The 15,929-nt window shown below is 73.2% G+C and carries 12 protein-coding genes and 1 pseudogene; 5 read left to right on the top strand and 8 right to left on the bottom strand.

Annotation, left to right across the window (positions count from 1 at the left end):
- From E1265_RS20140 to E1265_RS20130, 3 genes are all read right to left on the bottom strand, one after another.
- Positions 1-547 (bottom strand): hypothetical protein (locus E1265_RS20140; protein ID WP_132931913.1); only part of this gene is annotated, 547 nt, incomplete at its 3' end.
- Positions 548-592: 45 nt separating this feature from the next.
- Complete coding sequence (gene leuS, locus E1265_RS20135; RefSeq protein WP_132931911.1) at positions 593-3,439, bottom strand: leucine--tRNA ligase; 2,847 nt, start codon at positions 3,437-3,439, stop codon at positions 593-595.
- A 198-nt stretch (positions 3,440-3,637) separates the two neighbouring features.
- The gene (locus E1265_RS20130) at positions 3,638-4,459 is read right to left on the bottom strand and encodes a TIGR02452 family protein (RefSeq protein ID WP_132931909.1); all 822 of its coding nucleotides are present in this window, start codon (positions 4,457-4,459) and stop codon (positions 3,638-3,640) included.
- Between the two features lie 84 nt (positions 4,460-4,543).
- On the opposite strand from E1265_RS20130, the gene E1265_RS20125 reads away from it, so the two are divergent.
- Together E1265_RS20125 and E1265_RS20120 are read left to right on the top strand one after the other, a co-directional pair.
- Positions 4,544-5,752: a M20 family metallopeptidase gene (locus E1265_RS20125; RefSeq protein WP_132931907.1), complete on the top strand. Its 1,209-nt coding sequence runs from the start codon at positions 4,544-4,546 to the stop codon at positions 5,750-5,752.
- Positions 5,753-5,854: 102 nt separating this feature from the next.
- On the top strand, positions 5,855-6,790 hold the full coding sequence (locus tag E1265_RS20120) for an alpha/beta hydrolase (protein ID WP_132931905.1): 936 nt from the start codon (positions 5,855-5,857) through the stop codon (positions 6,788-6,790).
- A gap of 4 nt (positions 6,791-6,794) precedes the next feature.
- Here the strand turns inward: E1265_RS20120 and E1265_RS20115 are convergent, their stop codons facing one another.
- Entirely contained in the window at positions 6,795-7,889 is a 1,095-nt protein-coding gene (locus E1265_RS20115; protein WP_132931904.1) for a helix-turn-helix domain-containing protein, read from the bottom strand.
- 45 nt (positions 7,890-7,934) lie between these two features.
- On the opposite strand from E1265_RS20115, the gene E1265_RS20110 reads away from it, so the two are divergent.
- Positions 7,935-9,233 (top strand): PHB depolymerase family esterase, encoded by a 1,299-nt coding sequence (locus E1265_RS20110; RefSeq protein ID WP_132931902.1) that lies wholly within the window; start codon positions 7,935-7,937, stop codon positions 9,231-9,233.
- A gap of 100 nt (positions 9,234-9,333) precedes the next feature.
- Complete coding sequence (locus E1265_RS20105) at positions 9,334-10,605, top strand: SGNH/GDSL hydrolase family protein (RefSeq protein ID WP_243740961.1); 1,272 nt, start codon at positions 9,334-9,336, stop codon at positions 10,603-10,605.
- Between the two features lie 20 nt (positions 10,606-10,625).
- On the opposite strand, the gene E1265_RS20100 is transcribed toward E1265_RS20105, so the two are convergent.
- From E1265_RS20100 to E1265_RS20085, 4 genes and pseudogenes are all read right to left on the bottom strand, one after another.
- Entirely contained in the window at positions 10,626-11,945 is a 1,320-nt protein-coding gene (locus E1265_RS20100) for an SGNH/GDSL hydrolase family protein (protein WP_243740960.1), read from the bottom strand.
- 439 nt (positions 11,946-12,384) lie between these two features.
- A complete protein-coding gene (locus E1265_RS20095; protein ID WP_132931898.1) occupies positions 12,385-13,716 on the bottom strand; it encodes an enolase C-terminal domain-like protein in 1,332 nt (443 codons plus the stop codon).
- Between the two features lie 27 nt (positions 13,717-13,743).
- The gene (locus tag E1265_RS20090) at positions 13,744-15,081 is read right to left on the bottom strand and encodes a gluconate:H+ symporter (RefSeq protein ID WP_132931896.1); all 1,338 of its coding nucleotides are present in this window, start codon (positions 15,079-15,081) and stop codon (positions 13,744-13,746) included.
- Positions 15,082-15,133: 52 nt separating this feature from the next.
- Positions 15,134-15,250: pseudogene (locus tag E1265_RS20085) on the bottom strand (5-dehydro-4-deoxyglucarate dehydratase); the annotation flags it as partial.
- A 170-nt stretch (positions 15,251-15,420) separates the two neighbouring features.
- On the opposite strand from E1265_RS20085, the gene E1265_RS20080 reads away from it, so the two are divergent.
- Positions 15,421-15,929, top strand: a 509-nt coding sequence (locus E1265_RS20080) for a helix-turn-helix domain-containing protein (RefSeq protein WP_165953810.1), incomplete at its 3' end; no start/stop codon positions are given.

Raw genomic sequence — 15,929 nt, 5'->3', positions numbered from 1 at the left:
GGTCGGGGCCGGGGGGTGGTGGTTCCCAGTGGCGGAGGGCGTTGGCCTCCAGGTCGATCTGGTCGTGCAGCGCGTCGAGCGCGTCCGCGTCGTGGCGGTGCGCCCGCTCCTGGGCCGCGAAGCGGAGGGCGTCGGCGGAGCGGCGAATCCGGTCGGCGCGGGTGCGCAGCTCGGGGAGCCGGGCCGCGAGCCTGGCGCGGTCCGGTTCGCCGGTCATCAGCGCCGACAACTCCCGGTCCAGTTGCTCCGCGTGGCCGGTGAGCTGCTTGAACAGGGCGCGCGCCTCCGTGAGCGTCGCGTCGGCGCGCAACGCGGCGCGCGTGCTGTCGAGGGTGGCGCGCAGTTCCCTGCGGGTGCGCGCCGCGTCGCCGATAACGCCCGGCTGGGCGGCGCGCGCGTTCAGCACGGCGTCGGTGAAGGTGCGGCGGAGGTCCGCGCGGGCCCGGGCCGCTCTTCGGCCCACCGCGCGGACCCCCCACACCACAAGCCCGGCGAAGACCAGGAAGGCGAGGAACGACAGGCCAAGCAGCGTGATCAGGATGTCCATGTCCGGCGCACCTCCGCTCCCCAGGGTAGGGCCATCGCCCCGGGATCAGGCCGGGACGATGTTCACCAGCTTCGGGGCCCGGACGATGACCTTGCGGATCCCCGCGCCGCCCAGCGCCGCGACCACCGCCGGCTCGGCCAGGGCCCTGGCCTCCAGGTCGGCGTCGGCGATCGCCGGCTCGACCTCGATCCTGGCCCGCACCTTGCCCCTGATCTGGACGACGCAGGTCACCGTCTCGTCCACCAGGTAGGCCGGATCGGCGACCGGGAAGTCGGCCCGGGTGACGCTGGTCTCGTGGCCCAGACGCCGCCACAGCTCCTCGGCGATGTGCGGGGCCAGCGGCGCGATCAGCAGCACCAGGGCCTCGGCGACCGGGCGCGGCACCTCGGCCAGCTTGGTGACGTGGTTGTTCAGCTCCGTGATCTTGGCGATGGCGGTGTTGAAGCGCAGCCCGTCCAGGTCCTGCCGGACGCCGTCGACGGCCTTGTGCATGGCCCGCAGGGTGTCCTCGGTCGGCTCGGCGTCCACGACGGTGACCTCGCCCGTCGCCTCGTCCAGCACGTTGCGCCACAGCCGCTGCAGCAGCCGGTACTGGCCGACGACCGCCCGGGTCTCCCAGGGGCGGGACACGTCCAGCGGGCCCATCGCCATCTCGTACAGGCGCAGCGTGTCGGCGCCGTAGCTGGCGCAGATGTCGTCGGGCGAGACGACGTTCTTCAGGGACTTGCCGATCTTGCCCAGCTCACGGCTGACCGGGGCGCCCTCGTAGTAGAAGCCGCCGTCCCGCTCCTCGACCTCGGCGGCCGGGACCGGGAAGCCACGCTCGTCGCGGTAGACGTACGCCTGGATCATGCCCTGGTTGAACAGCTTGTGGTACGGCTCGGCCGAGGACACGTGGCCCAGGTCGAACAGCACCTTGTGCCAGAAGCGGGCGTACAGCAGGTGCAGTACGGCGTGCTCCTGGCCACCGATGTACAGGTCGACGCCGCCGGTGGGCAGGCCCTCGCGCGGGCCCGTCCAGTAGCGCTCCACCTCGGGGTCGACCAGCGCCTGGTCGTTGTGCGGGTCCAGGTAGCGCAGGTGGTACCAGCAGGAGCCGGCCCAGTTGGGCATGGTGTTGGTCTCCCGCCGGTACTTCCTCGGCCCGTCGCCCAGGTCCAGGGTGACGTTCACCCACTCCTCGTTGCGCGCCAGCGGCGGCTCGGGCTGGGTGTCGGCGTCGTCCGGGTCGAAGGTGCGCGGCGAGTAGTCGTCGACCTCCGGCAGCTCCAGGGGCAGCATCGAGTCGGGCAGGGCATGCGCGATGCCGTCCTCGTCGTAGACGATCGGGAACGGCTCGCCCCAGTACCGCTGGCGGCTGAACAGCCAGTCGCGCAGGCGGTAGTTGACGGTGCCCTCGCCCAGTCCGGCGGCGGTCAGCCACTCGTTCATCCGGGTCTTGGCCTCGGCCACGGTCAGCCCGTCCAGCGAGACGGCGTCGCTCGCCGAGTTGATCAGCCGGCTGTCGTAGGAGGAGTACGCGTCGTCCCAGGTGGCGGGGTCGGCGGAGCGACCGTCCATGGGCTCGACGACGGCGCGGACGGGCAGGTCGAAGGCGCGGGCGAACGCGAAGTCGCGGCTGTCGTGCGCCGGGACGGCCATGATGGCGCCGGTGCCGTAGCCGACCAGCACGTAGTCGGCGATGAAGACGGGGATCCGCTCGCCGTTGGCCGGGTTGACGGCGTAGGCGCCGGTGAAGACGCCGGTCTTCTCGCGGGCCTCGGCCTGCCGCTCGACGTCGGACTTGGTGCCGGCCTGCTTGCGGTAGGCGGCGACGGCCTCGGCCGGGGTGGCGTGGCCGCCCGTCCAGGCGTCGCGGGTGCCGGCCGGCCAGGCGGCGGGCACCACGGCGTCGACCAGGTGGTGCTCGGGGGCCAGCACCATGTAGGTGGCGCCGAACAGGGTGTCCTGGCGGGTGGTGAAGACGGTCACCGTGCCGCCGTCGCCCTCCTCGCCGACACGGAAGTCGATGCGGGCGCCCTCGGAGCGGCCGATCCAGTTGCGCTGCTGCAGCTTGATCGCCTCGGGCCAGTCGACCGTGTCCAGGTCGTCGGCCAGCCGGTCGGCGTAGGCGGTGATCCGCATGTTCCACTGGCGCAGCGTGGACTTGAAGACCGGGAAGTTGCCGCGCTCGGAGCGGCCGTCGGCGGTGACCTCCTCGTTGGCCAGCACGGTGCCCAGGCCGGGGCACCAGTTGACCGGGGCGTCGGCGGCGTAGGTCAGCCGGTAGCCGTCCAGCACGGTGGCGCGCTCGGCCGGGGTCAGCTCGGCCCAGGGGCGGCCGTCCGGGGTGGGGCGCTCGCCGGCCTCGAAGCTCTCGACCAGCTCGGCGATGGGCCGGGCGCGGTCGGCCTCCCGGTCGTACCAGGAGTTGAAGATCTGCAGGAAGATCCACTGCGTCCAGCGGTAGTAGTCCGGGTCGATGGTGGCGAAGGACCGCCGCTGGTCGTAGCCCAGGCCCAGGCGGCGCAGCTGGCCGCGGTAGTTGGCCATGTTGGCCTCGGTGGAGACCCGGGGGTGGGTGCCGGTCTGCACGGCGTACTGCTCGGCGGGCAGGCCGAAGGCGTCGAAGCCCAGGGGGTGCAGCACGTTGTAGCCGGCCATCCGCAGGTAGCGGGCGTAGGCGTCGGTCGCGATGTAGCCCAGGGGGTGGCCCACGTGCAGTCCCGCCCCCGAGGGGTACGGGAACATGTCCATGATGAACTTCTTGGGCTTGGCCGCCTGCTCCGGGTCGCCGGCCAGGTCGCCGCTTGGGTTGGGCGTCTCGTACGTGCCGTGCCGCTCCCAGTACTCCTGCCAGCGCGCCTCGATGTCCGCGGCCAGTGCGGCGTCGTACCTGTGTGTCTCGCTCATCGTCTTCGGAACTCCATCGATCGTCTCCGCCACGTCATGAAGAAACCCCTCACTCAGGAGGGGCCGCCGCGCTGACGTCTTGCCTGGTCAGCGCGGCCACGCAAGCAGAAGGCGTACGGCACGCATAGCGTCAGGGTAGCGCACCGGGCCATGCGGGCGCCCGGCTTCGGGCCGGGCGGGCGACGGCCCCGAGGCCGGTCAGCCGGCGGCGGTGAAGCGTGCCTCGAAGGCGGCGCGGTTCGCCGACTCGGGGCCGCGGCTCCAGACGGCGAAGACGACCCGGGTGAAGGCGGCGCCGTGCGTGGTGAGGGCCCGGTCGAAGGCGGCGGCCACCTCGGCCGGGTCGTTGCGGAAGACCCCGCAGCCCCAGGCGCCGAGCACCAGTTCCCGGGCGCCGTGCCGGGCGGCGACGGCCAGCACGCGTTCGGCCCGCTCGGCGAGCAGTTCGGCGAGCTCGACCGGCCGCCCGCCGGAACGCGCGGCGAGCTGGCCGGCGTTGGGCGCGGGCGAGGTCAGGAACGAGACGGGGTAGGGCCGCTCGAGCAGCGCGCCGCGGTCGTCGCGGATCACGGGGACGCGCGGGGACCAGATGACGCGGTGGCTGTAGCGCGGGTCGCGGGAGGCGCGGTGGGCCGCGTAGTAGTCGGGGGCGGCCAGCAGGCAGGGGTGGAGCAGGGCGCCGCGGCACAGGTCCTCCTCCTGGGCGCGGGCGCCGCGCAGGTAGCCGCCGCCGGGGTTGCGGGCGGAGGCGAAGTTGAGGACGGCGCCGTGGTCGGCGCCGTCGTCGGTGAGCCGCCTGGCGGCGGCGAGGCTGCCCTCGCCGGTCACCTCGGGGCGGCCGGCGAACGGGCCGCGGGCACCGCCGGTGACGTCGGCGTCCGGCGGGTAGGAGACGGTGTCGGCGCGGGCGGCGGCCAGCGGCTCGCCGATGGCCACGAGCGTGCCGGTGGCCGTTCGGTAGGTCCCTCGCTGGGCGATCTCCTCGTTCTCGGTCGCGACGGACCGCAGTCTGCTCGACATGTGCCGGACCCTAGCAAGGGCTTCGCGTCAGTTCGACGAAATAAGCTCGGCCGGGAGAACGGCCGGGAGAACGGAGGACGGAGTATGGGTGACACCACGGCCGCCGCCAGGGAGCTCGCGGCCCGCCTGGGCGACGAACTGATCGCGCTGCGCCGGGCGTTGCACGCCGATCCGGAGGTCGGGCTCCAACTGCCGCGCACCCAGCGGCGGATCCTGGACGCGCTCGCCGGTCTCGGCCTGGAGATCGGCACCGGCACCGCGACCACCTCGGTCACCGCCGTGCTGCGCGGCGCCCGGCCGGGGCCCACCGTGCTGCTGCGCGGCGACATGGACGCGCTGCCGGTCACCGAGACGACCGGGCTGCCGTACGCGTCCGCCAACGGTGCGATGCACGCCTGCGGGCACGACCTGCACGTGGCGGGACTCGTCGGCGCCGCCCGGCTGTTGGCGGCCAGGCGCGGCGACCTCGCGGGCAACGTGCTCTTCATGTTCCAGCCGGGCGAGGAGGGGTACGGCGGCGCCGCGATCATGATCGAGGAGGGCGTCCTCGACGCGGCCGGCGAGCCGCCGGTCGCGGCCTACGGCGTGCACGTCTCGGCCGAGATCCCGCGCGGCACCGTCACCACCAGGCCGGGGCCCCTGATGGCCGGCTACTCGGTGTTCGACGTGACCGTGCGCGGCCGGGGCGGCCACGGCTCCCGGCCGCACAACGCGCTCGACCCGGTGCCGGTGGCGGCCGAGATCATCACGGCCCTGCAGACGTATGTCACCCGCCGGTTCGACGTGTTCGACCCGGTGGTGATCACGGTCGGGGAGGTGTCGGCCGGCTCCGCGCCCAACATCATCCCGGAGACGGCCAGGCTGCGCGCCGGGGTGCGGACGTTCAGCACCGAGACCGACGAGCGGCTCGCGGCCGAACTACCCCGCCTGGCCCACCACATCGCCACCGGCCACGGCCTGACCGCGGTGGCCGCGTACGACGCCCGGCTGCCGGTGACCGTCAACGACGAGGCGGCCGCCGCGCGGTACGCGGCCACCGCGACCCGGCTGTTCGGCGCCGACCGCTACCGGACACTGCCCACCCCGCGCACCGCCTCCGAGGACTTCTCACTGGTGCTGGAGCGCGTCCCCGGCTCCTACGGGTTCCTGGGCGCGGCGCCGCCGGCCGCCGCCGACCGGCCGATCGAGGGCAACCACTCCCCCAACGCGCTCTTCGACGACTCGGTGCTACCCGACCAGGCCGCGCTCCTCGCCGAGTCGGCCCTCGGCCACCTCCACGCTGCGGCGGGCTGAGCGCTCCGCTGGAAGTGCCGCGATATGCCGTCGGGCGGCAGCCGGTGCACGACCGACGCCCGTCTGATGACCCGAACATGCCATCGGTGCCACGGTAAGCGCATGCCCCACGCGTTCGATCCCGAGTTGGCCGCCGCGCTGACCATGATGGAGCCGACGGACCTCTCCGACCTGGCCGCGGCCCGCGCCGCCCAGAAGGCGCGACTGGCCGCGGCCGTCGCGGCCGCCGACACCACCGGCGTCACGGTCACCGAGCTGCCAGGGCCCGGCGTGCCCCTGCGTCTCTACCGGCCGGCGGCGGCCGGGAGCGCGCCGCTGCCCGCCGTCTACCGGATCCACGGCGGCGGGTTCACGATGGGCCATCCCGACGTGGATCACGAGGCCAACCTGCGGCTGACCCGAGCACTGCCGTGCGCCGTGGTCTCGCCCGAGTACCGGCTGGCGCCGGAACACCCCTACCCCGCCGGGCTCGACGACTGCTACGCGGGCCTGTGCTGGCTGGCCGAGCACGCCGCCGAGTTGGGCGTACGGCCCGAGGCCCTGGCCGTGGCGGGCGACAGCGCCGGCGCCTGCCTGGCCGCCGCCGTCGCCCTGCTCGCCAGGGACCGGGGCGGGCCGTCGCTGCGTCTGCAGTACCTCGACAGCCCCTCGCTCGACGACCGGCTCACCACCCCGAGCGCGCTGCGGTTCATCGACACCCCGATCTGGAACCGGCCGAGCGCGCTGCTCAGTTGGGACGCCTACCTGGGCGCTGGGGTGCCTGGCTCACCCGACGTGCCGGTGACGGCCGCGCCGGGCCGGGCCACCGCGGCCGAGCTCGCGGGGCTGCCGCCCGCCCACGTCACTGTGATGGAGCTCGACCCGCTCCGCGACGAGGGCATCGACTACGCCCGCGCCCTGCTGGCCGCCGGCGTCACCACCGAACTGCACCTGTACCCCGGCACGTTCCACGGCTCCGCGCTGGTGCGGCACTCGGCGGTGGCACGGCGGATGGCCGAGGAGGAGGTCGCCGTGCTGGGCCGGGCGCTCGCGTGGTGAGCGCTCAGCCGTCCCCGGCGGTCAGCGACAGACGCCGGGCGTACAGGGCAAGTTGGGCGCGGAAGCGGTGCGCCGGATCGCGCAGCCGCCAGCCCGTCGCGGCCTGCACGTGGCCCAGCCTGGCGGCCACCGAGCTGTGGTGGAGGTGGAGTTCGGCCGCCGCCTGGCGCAGCGAGCCGGTGCGGCAGAAGGCGGCGAGCGCCGCCAGGTTCAACTCGCCGCCGTCGCGCGCCGCGAGCTCGCAGAGCCGCCGCACGTCCGGCAGTTCGCCGAGCCGCGCGGCCGGCACCTCGGCGAGCACCGCGGCCGGACCGAGCTCGTCATGGTCCACCACCGCCTCGGCCGGCGGTCCGGCCGCCGCGAACCGCAGGGCCACCGACGCCTGTTCCAGCGACTGCCCGGCCAGCGGCGCCTCGACGCCACCGCCGACGCCGACCCGGACGCCGCCGCGCACCGCCGCGCGCAGCCCGGGCACCGGCGATCCGGAGCCGGCCGCCCGGTCCTGCAACAGCGCCACGCCGAGCCCGCCGAGACTGGCCACCCGCAGCGTGCCGGGCACCGCGCCCCTGCCGAGCAGCGCCAACGCCGCCACCTCGGCGTCGCCGCCGTCGCCCGCCGCGAACGCCAGGACCCGCAGCCGCCCCTCGGGCGCCAGGCCGAGCAGCCGCAACGCCCTGGCCCGGTCCGCCACCGACTCGCGCGCGGAGAGCGCCACCTCGACGAGCGCCGGGTCGGCCACCCGCAGCGGGTGTTCGAGGGTGTGCGCCGCGATGGCCAGCCACTCCAGCAGCAGATCGTCGAACGGCCTGGCCGCGCCGGGCCGTTCGAGCCAAACGCGGCCAGTGGGTCGCAGCGCCGCCTGCCCCGAGGCCCGCCCGGGCGGGCCGGCGAGCCCCGCGCCGTCGGGACCGGCACGGAAGGTCCGGCCGTCCGCCAGCTCCACGCCCACCGGGCACTCGGCGAGGCCGGCCGCCGATCGGGCCAGGGCCGCCGGGTCGAGCCGGCCGGCCGCGAGCAGCGCCTGGAAGTGCGCGATGACCCGGACGGCGGCGGCGGCGTCGGCGTCAAGGGACGACAGGCGCAGCAGCAAGCCCTTCACAACCGCAAGTTTAGAAAAGGATGTCGAAAGGACAAGGACACCGACATGCTCAACAGAGCCGCCCGACACATACGTTCACTGCTCGCCGCGTTATTCGCCGGCGTGCTGCCGCTCCTCGCGGCGCTCCTGGTCACGGCGCCCCCGGCGCAGGCCGCGACGCTCACCGAGGTCACCAACTTCGGCACCAACCCGAGCGATCTGCGCATGCACCTGTACGTGCCCGACACCGTCGCGACCCGGCCCGCCGTGCTGGTGGCCGTCCACTACTGCACCGGCTCGGGCCCGGCGTTCTACTCGGGCACCGAGTTCGCCTCGCTCGCCGACCGCCACGGCTTCATCGTGATCTACCCCTCCGCCACCCGCAGCGGGAACTGCTTCGACGTGTCATCGCCGCAGGCGCTGACCCGGGGCGGCGGCAGCGACCCGGTCGGCATCCGGTCGATGGTGGACTACGTGCAGCGCACCCACAACACGGACCCCGCACGGGTGTTCGTCACCGGCGCCTCGTCTGGCGCGATGATGACCAACGTCCTGCTCGGCGTCTACCCGGACGTGTTCCGGGCCGGCGCCGCCTTCGCCGGCGTGCCGTTCGGCTGCTTCGCCACCACCGACGGCTCGGGTTGGAACAGCGCCTGCGCCCAGGGCCAGGTCTCCCGCACCCCGCAGGAGTGGGGCAACGCCGTCCGCAACGCCTACCCCGGCTACTCGGGCGCCAGGCCGCGCATGCAGATCTGGCACGGCACCAACGACGACACGCTGCGCTACCCGAACTTCGGGGAGCAGGTCAAGCAGTGGACCAACGTGCTCGGCGTCAGCCAGACCCCGTCCTACACCGACACCCCGCAGGCCAACTGGAACCGCACCCGCTACGGCGGCACCGGCGCCCAGGCCCCGGTCGAGGCCATCAGCCTCCAGAGCGTCGGCCACAACGTCCCGCAGTCCGGGATGGCGGCCCGGGTCATCGAGTTCTTCGGCCTCGACTCCACCACCACACCGCCGCCCGGCGGCGGGGAACCCGGCACCCCGGCGGCCTGCCGCGTCACCGCCACCACCAACTCCTGGAACACCGGCCTGACCGCGTCCCTCACCATCACCAACACCGGCAGCACCCCGCTCAGCGGCTGGTCGCTGCGGTCCACGCTGCCCGCCGGGCAGACCATCACCTCGGGCTGGAACGCAAGTTACAGCCCGAGCAGCGGCGCGGTCACCGCCACCAACGTCACCCACAACGCGACCATCGCGGCCGGCGCGAGCGTCTCTATCGGCTTCCAGGCCTACCACACCGGCAACGCCGGCGCACCGACCGCGTTCACCCTCAACGGCGCGAGCTGCGCCACCAGCTGAGAGGCAGGACCGACACATGAAGGGGCGCGCTCCCATGAGAGAGCCGAGAAGAACGACGCCGAGAACGACGCCGTGGCTCGTCCAGTTGGCCGCCGTGGCGATGCTCGCGGTCGCCCTGGTCGCCGCGTCGTCGGTAGTCGGCGCCTCGGGCGCGGGCAACGCGGCACCGGGCGGCCGACACTGGGTCAACACCTGGACGGCGATGCCGCAGCTCACCGAGCCGGGCAACATGCCGCCGCCCCCGTTCACCCAGGACGGTCGGGTGCTGGCCGACGCCACGCTGCGGCAGACGGTCCGGGTCACGGTCGGCGGTGAGCACGCGCGGCTGCGCTTCTCGAACGCCTTCGGGGGCGCGCCCCTGCCCATCACCGCGGTCTCGGTGGCGCTGCCGCGCGACGGACTGGCCGGCGTCAGCGCCATCGAGCCCGGCACCGCGCGGCAGGTCACCTTCCAGCGGCAGCCATCGGTGACGATCCCGGTCGGCGCGCAGGCCGTCTCCGACCCGCTCGACCTCGACCTGGCGGCCGGCACCAACCTCACCGTCACCCTCTACCTGGCCGAGGGCCAGGCCTCCACCGACATCACCTCGCACCCCGGTTCGCGCACCGCCTCCTACCTGCTGGCCGGCGACCACGTGACGGCCGATGACCTGCCGGGCGCCACCCGCACCGACCACTGGTACTTCCTCAGCGGCGTCGAGGTGTGGTCGCCGAGCTCCACCGCCGCCGTGGCCATCGTCGGCGACTCGCTGACCGACGGCCGGGGCTCGACCACCAACGGCAACGACCGCTGGCCCGACCAGCTCTTCGACCGGCTGCGCGGATCGACCGCCGTCCTCAACCAGGCGGCCGGCGGCAACCGGGTGCTCGACGACGGCCTCGGCCCCAACCTGCTGGCCCGCCTCGACCGCGACGTGCTCGCAACCAGCGGCGTCTCCTGGCTGGTGGTCTTCGAGGGGATCAACGACATCGGCACCGCGCCCGCCACCCCGGAGGCGCAACGCGCGGTCGGCGACCGGCTGATCGCCGCCTACGAGCAGATCATCACGCGCGTCCACGCCCAGCGGATCCGGGTCTACGGCGCCACGCTCACCCCGTTCGACGGCAACTCCCTCTACGACGACCCGGGCGGTCTTCGGGAGGCCACCCGGCAGCGGGTCAACGACTGGATCCGCTCCAGCGGCCGGTTCGACGCGGTGATCGACTTCGACGCCGCCGTCCGCGACCCGGCAGCGCCCGAACGGCTGCTGCCGGCGGCGGACGTCGGCGACGGCCTGCACCTGAACCCGGAGGGCTACCGGATGCTGGCCGCCGCCGTGCCCGCCCGCCTCTTCCGGCCGGCGCCGCTACCCGTCGACTTCGGCTTCGAGTGAGCGCCGCGCGGCGCTGGTCGTCACCGCCCGCCGAGCGCCTCGAGCGGGAAGGCGGCGGCCAGCGCCGCGTTGCCGGCGTCGTTGAAGTGCAGGTGGTCGCCGGCGTCGTAGGCCGGGTTCAGCCGGTCCGGCTGGGCCGGGTCGCGGACTGCGGCCTCGAAGTCGGCGACCGCGTCGAACTCGCCGCTGGTCCTGATCCAGTGGTTGACCTGCTGCCGCACCTCCTCCTTGGCCGGGTTGTAGAAGCCGAGGGTGTCGTCGCGGAACGGGGTGATGGTGGCGCCGATCACCTGGATGCCGCGCTCGTGCGCGCGCCTGATCAACTGCCGTTGGCCGGCGATCACCTCGGCGGCCGTGACCTGTTCGGACGCCGGCGCGGAGCGGGTGCCCGGCTGGCCGATGTCGTTGATGCCGAGGAACGTCACGAGGTGCGTCACGCCCGGCTGCGTCAGCACGTCCCGGTCGAAGCGGGTGATGCCGGCCTGCCCGAAGTACGCCGCCCACGCGTGCGCGGGCGAGCCCGCCGGCGGGTTGGGGTCGCGCAGCAGCCGGTTGCCGCTGATGCCGGCGTTCAGCACCCCGGTGCCGGACAGCCGTCCCGGCTCGGCCCGCAGCCGTTCGGCGAGGAAGTCGGTCCAGCGGTGGTTGCTGTTGAGGCTCGATCCGACGGTGAGCGAGTCGCCGAGCGCCACCACCGCGCCGCGCGCCTGGCCGACGACGCTCACGCCGGTGAGGAAGTACCAGCGGTCGGTGGTCCCGGTCGGGGTGATGGCGGTGCGGGCGGCGACGTTGCCGTCGGCCAGGTAGTTCTCCTGGTTGGCGTAGGCGTTGAGGGTGGCGCCTGGGGTGCGCTCCGGCAGGTAGACGCTGATCAGCAGGTCGGCGCGGGCCGGGATCCGCAGCGCGACGGGGTCGCTGACCAGCCGCTCGCCCGGCGCCACGGTCACCCGGGTGCGGCCGTCGAACGTCAACCGCCGGTCGCTGCCCGACAGGGCGCTCGATCCGTCGCCCGCCGGGTCCCGCCTAGCGATCCTGGCCTCACCGATGACCAGCGGCTCGGTGCCGAACTCGTTGGAGAACCTGACCCGCGCGGCGGCGCCGCCGACGCTGGCGCGCACCACCTGCCGGATCGTCTGGTCCTCGAAGGTGGTGGTGTCACTGGCGGGCCGCGTGGTGGGCGCGGTCGCCCACGTCCCGACCCACGGCTGACTACCGGACGCGGACGCCTGCGCCGACGCCTGGGCGGCGGACGCCTGCGCGGCGGGCGCGAGCAGCAGGGCGCCCAGCGCCAGCGCCAACACGGCGGCCGCCAGGCGGCCGAGGTATCTCAAGGGCTTCAACGGTGTTCCCTCCGCTGCGGTTTCGCGCCGGACGGCGCGAAATCACCGTCACCGTGCCCTGCGGCTCGCCGCCGCACACCCGACGTCTGTCGGCCTCCGCGACGAGCGCCGCAGGCGCTCGGAAGGCCGGAGGGCCGACGGCGCCGGCCATGCGGCCGAGGACCCTGTCCGCCGAACGGCAGGCGCGGCACACCGGCGCCCCGGCCACCGTGCGCCAACGGGCCTGGTCAAAGCGGAGCCTCTGACTCGGCCCGGTCCGGAAGCCACGCGCCCGGCCCCAGGCGCAGCCGGCCAAAGGCCGCCACGAGCCGGCGCCGAGCGCGGCCTCGGCCTCCGGCCAGACCGGCCCTCGGCGTTCGCCACGCTGGTTGGCCGGCCCTCTGGGCCGGCGCCAACCAGCGGGCGGCGGCGGTCGCCGAGGCCCAGCGACAGCGCGACGTCACCGCACCAGGGCCGGTCGCTTGGGGTCGAAGGTCCAGTCCGGCACCAGGTAGCGCATCGCCGTCGTGTCGTCACGGGCGCCGAGTGCCTTCTCGCGGTACAGCTCGTGGGCGGCGAGCAGCCGGTCCTCGTCCAGTCGGACGCCGAGTCCCGGCGCGTTCGGTATGGCGACCTCGCCGCCCACGATGCGGGGCGGTTCGACCGTCAGCCGTTCCAGGCCCTCCTGCCAGATCCAGTGCGTGTCGAGCGCGTTGTAGTCGCCGGGCGCGGCCGCCCCGCAGTGCGCCACCATGGCCAGGGAGATGTCGAAGTGGTTGTTGGAGTGGCATCCCCACGTCAGCCCCGTCGCCTCGCACAACTGCGCCACCCGGACCGAGCCGCGCATCGTCCAGAAGTGCGGGTCGGCCAGCGGGATCGACACCGACTGCAGGGCGAGCGCGTGCGTCAACTGCCGCCAGTCCGTGGCGATCATGTTGGTGGCCGTCGGCAGCCCGGTGGCGCGCCGGAACTCGGCCAGGATCTCGCGGCCCGAGTAGCCGTCCTCCGCGCCGCACGGGTCCTCGGCGTAGGCCAGCGTGCCGAGCAGCGGCCGGCACAGTTCGACCGCCTCGCGCAGCGACCACGCGCCGTTGGGGTCGAGGGTGATCCGCGCCTCGGGGAAGCGTTCCTTGAGCGCCCGGATCGCCCGCACCTCCTCCCGCCCCTCGAACACCCCGCCCTTGAGCTTGAAGTCCCGGAAGCCGTAGAGCTCGTAGGTGGCCTCGGCCTGCCGCACGATGGCCCCCGGGGTCAGCGCCTCCTCGTGTCTGATCCGGTACCACTCGGCGTCGGCGTCCGGCTCGCGCGCGTACCCCAGGTCGGTGCGGTCCGGGTCGCCGACGTAGAAGAGGTAGCCCAACACCCTGACGGAGTCGCGCTGTTGTCCGTCGCCGAGGAGCGCGGCCACCGGCACCTCCAGGTGCTGCCCGAGCAGGTCGAGCAGCGCCGACTCGACGGCGGTGACGGCGTGCACGGTGGTGCGCAGGTCGAAGGTCTGGGCGCCGCGCCCGCCGGTGTCCCGGTCGCCGAACCGGGCGCCGATCTCGCGCAGCACGCGCTGGTAGTCGGCGACCCTGGCGCCCACCACGAGTGGTTCGGCGTCCCGCAGGGTCCGGGTGATCTTCTCGCCGCCCGGCACCTCGCCGAGCCCGGTGCGGCCCTCGGAGTCGGTGAGGACGACGACATTGCGGGTGAAGTAGGGGCCGTGGGCGCCGGAGAGGTTGAGCGCCATGCTGTCGCGGCCGGCTACCGGGTAGACGGCGAAGGCGGTGACGGTCGGCTGGGGGCTCATGTGCGCGGTGCTGCCTTTCACGCGTGCTCAGACGTTGAGGAGGTCGAGGGCCTGTTCCATCGCCAGGACGCCGCCGAGGCCGAGCACCGCGAGGACGGTGGTGTAGGTGGTGCGGGCCTTGAGGGCCTGGACGACGGTGAGGTTGAAGTACTCCTTGAACATCCAGAACCCCGGGTCGTTGACGTGGGAGAAGGCGATCGAGCCGCAGGAGACGGCGAGCACCATCAGCTCGGGGTGTACCCCGCTGCCGGCGAGCAGCGGCTCGACGACGCCGGCCGCGGTCACGACGGCGACCGTGGCGGAGCCGAGCGCGATGCGCAGGATGACGGCGATCAGCCAGGCCAGGATGATCGGCGAGACGCCCCAACCGTCCGTGAGGTCCTGGATGTAGTCGGATATGCCGCCCTCGACGAGGACGTTCTTGAACGCGCCGCCCGCGCCGATGACGAGCAGGATCATCGCCATCGCCCTGACGGCGGATGAGCAGGAGTTGGCGACCTCCTCCAGGCTGCGGCCGCCGCGGGGGCCGAACGCCCAGACGGCGAGCAGCAGGGTCAGCAGCAGGGCGATGGGGGCGGCGCCGACGAAGGTGACGAACGGCAGCGCGGCGTCGTCGTCAGGCACCGACATGTCGTAGACGGCGGCGCCAGCGATGAGCACGACGGGCACCAGCGCGACCGAGAGCGACCAGCCGAGCCCTGGCATCTCGTCCTCGGTGAACTCCCGCTCGGTGACGAGCCCGGTGGGGACGGCCGGGTCCATGCGGCGGATGAACGGCAGCCGTGGCCAGACCAGGGCGATGGCGGCGCCGATCGGCACGGCGAAGAAGAGCCCGTAGAACAGCGTCAGGCCGACGGACGCGTCGAACGTGGCGGCCACGGCCGTCGGCCCGGGGTGCGGCGGAAGGAAGCTGTGCATGGTGGACAGCGCGATGGACATCGGCAGCCCGACCCACAGCAGGTTCTGGCGGGTGACGCGGACGATGGTGAACGCGACGGGCACGATGATCACGAAGGCGACCTCGTAGAACATGGTGACGCCGATCAGCATCGCGGTCACCACCATGGCCACCTGGACCCAGCGCACCCCGAACGAGTCGACGAAGTGTCCTGCGATGCGCTGGGCGGCGCCCGAGTCGCCCAGGACCCGGCCCACCATGGCGCCGAGCCCGACGACCAGCATCGTGTCGCCGATCTGTCCGCCGACGCCCTCGGCGAGCACGTCCGATATCTCGGCCAGCGGTATGCCCTGGACGAGCGCGACGCCCACGGCGACCAGCAGCAGGGCGACGAAGCCGTTGAGCTTCAGCCTCGTCATGAGGAGCAGCAGGACCAGCACGCTGATCCCGACGACGACGAGTGGCATGCGGGGTTCTCCTTCGAACCGCGTGGATTGACCGTGTGGATCGTTCTCAGGCGCCGACCAGCCGGAGGTCGGCCTCGACCAGGGAGACGGCGTATCCGGGTGTGGTGTCGCGGAGTTCGACGAACGGCACGTAGCAGTCGCGCAGCAGCCGCTCGATCGTCGCCTCGTCGAGCGCCGTGAACTCGCCGGTGCCGTCGCGGAGCCGCACCACGTTCTCCATCATGAACGTCATCCTCATACAGAAACCCTGTCCACGTATGAAGATGAAAATTAGGCTTGTGACCCCGCGAGGTCAAGAGGCGAATGTCACCCTCCTGGTCACCGACTTACGATCTGGCCATGAAGGTGAAGTCGGCGATGAGAACCGTCGCCCTCCTCGAACTGCTCGCGGCCCGCGGCGACCGCCCGTCCCGCCTGCACGAGCTCGCCGAGGAGTTGGACGTGCCGCGCAGCAGCATGTACGCGCTGCTCCAGACCCTCGTCGACCAGGGCTGGGTCCGCACCGACGTCACCGGCGCCCTCTACGCCATCGGCATCCGCGCCCTACTCACCGGCACCGGCTACCTGGACAGCGACCGCCGCGTCCACCTGGTCCGGCCCTTCCTCGACGAGGCGTCCGACGCCCTCGGCGAGACCATCCACCTGGCCCGTCTCGACGGCCCGAACGTCGTGTACCTGGCCACCCGCGAGTCCCACGAGTACCTGCGCACCATCGACCGCGTCGGCCGCCGCGTCCCCGCCCACGCCGGCGCCCTCGGCCTGTCTCTTATACACATCTCCGAGCCTACGAGACGCTCAAAAAAAAAAAAGAAGATAGATTGTTATTTGGTACTTATATCTCAGATGAG

This window comes from Streptomyces sp. 8K308, assembly GCF_004348315.1.
In the GTDB taxonomy this organism is placed as follows: Bacteria; Actinomycetota; Actinomycetes; order Streptomycetales; family Streptomycetaceae; genus Streptomyces.
Note: the sequence above shows the minus strand (reverse complement) of the source record. Positions and strands in the feature narration are given on the sequence as shown.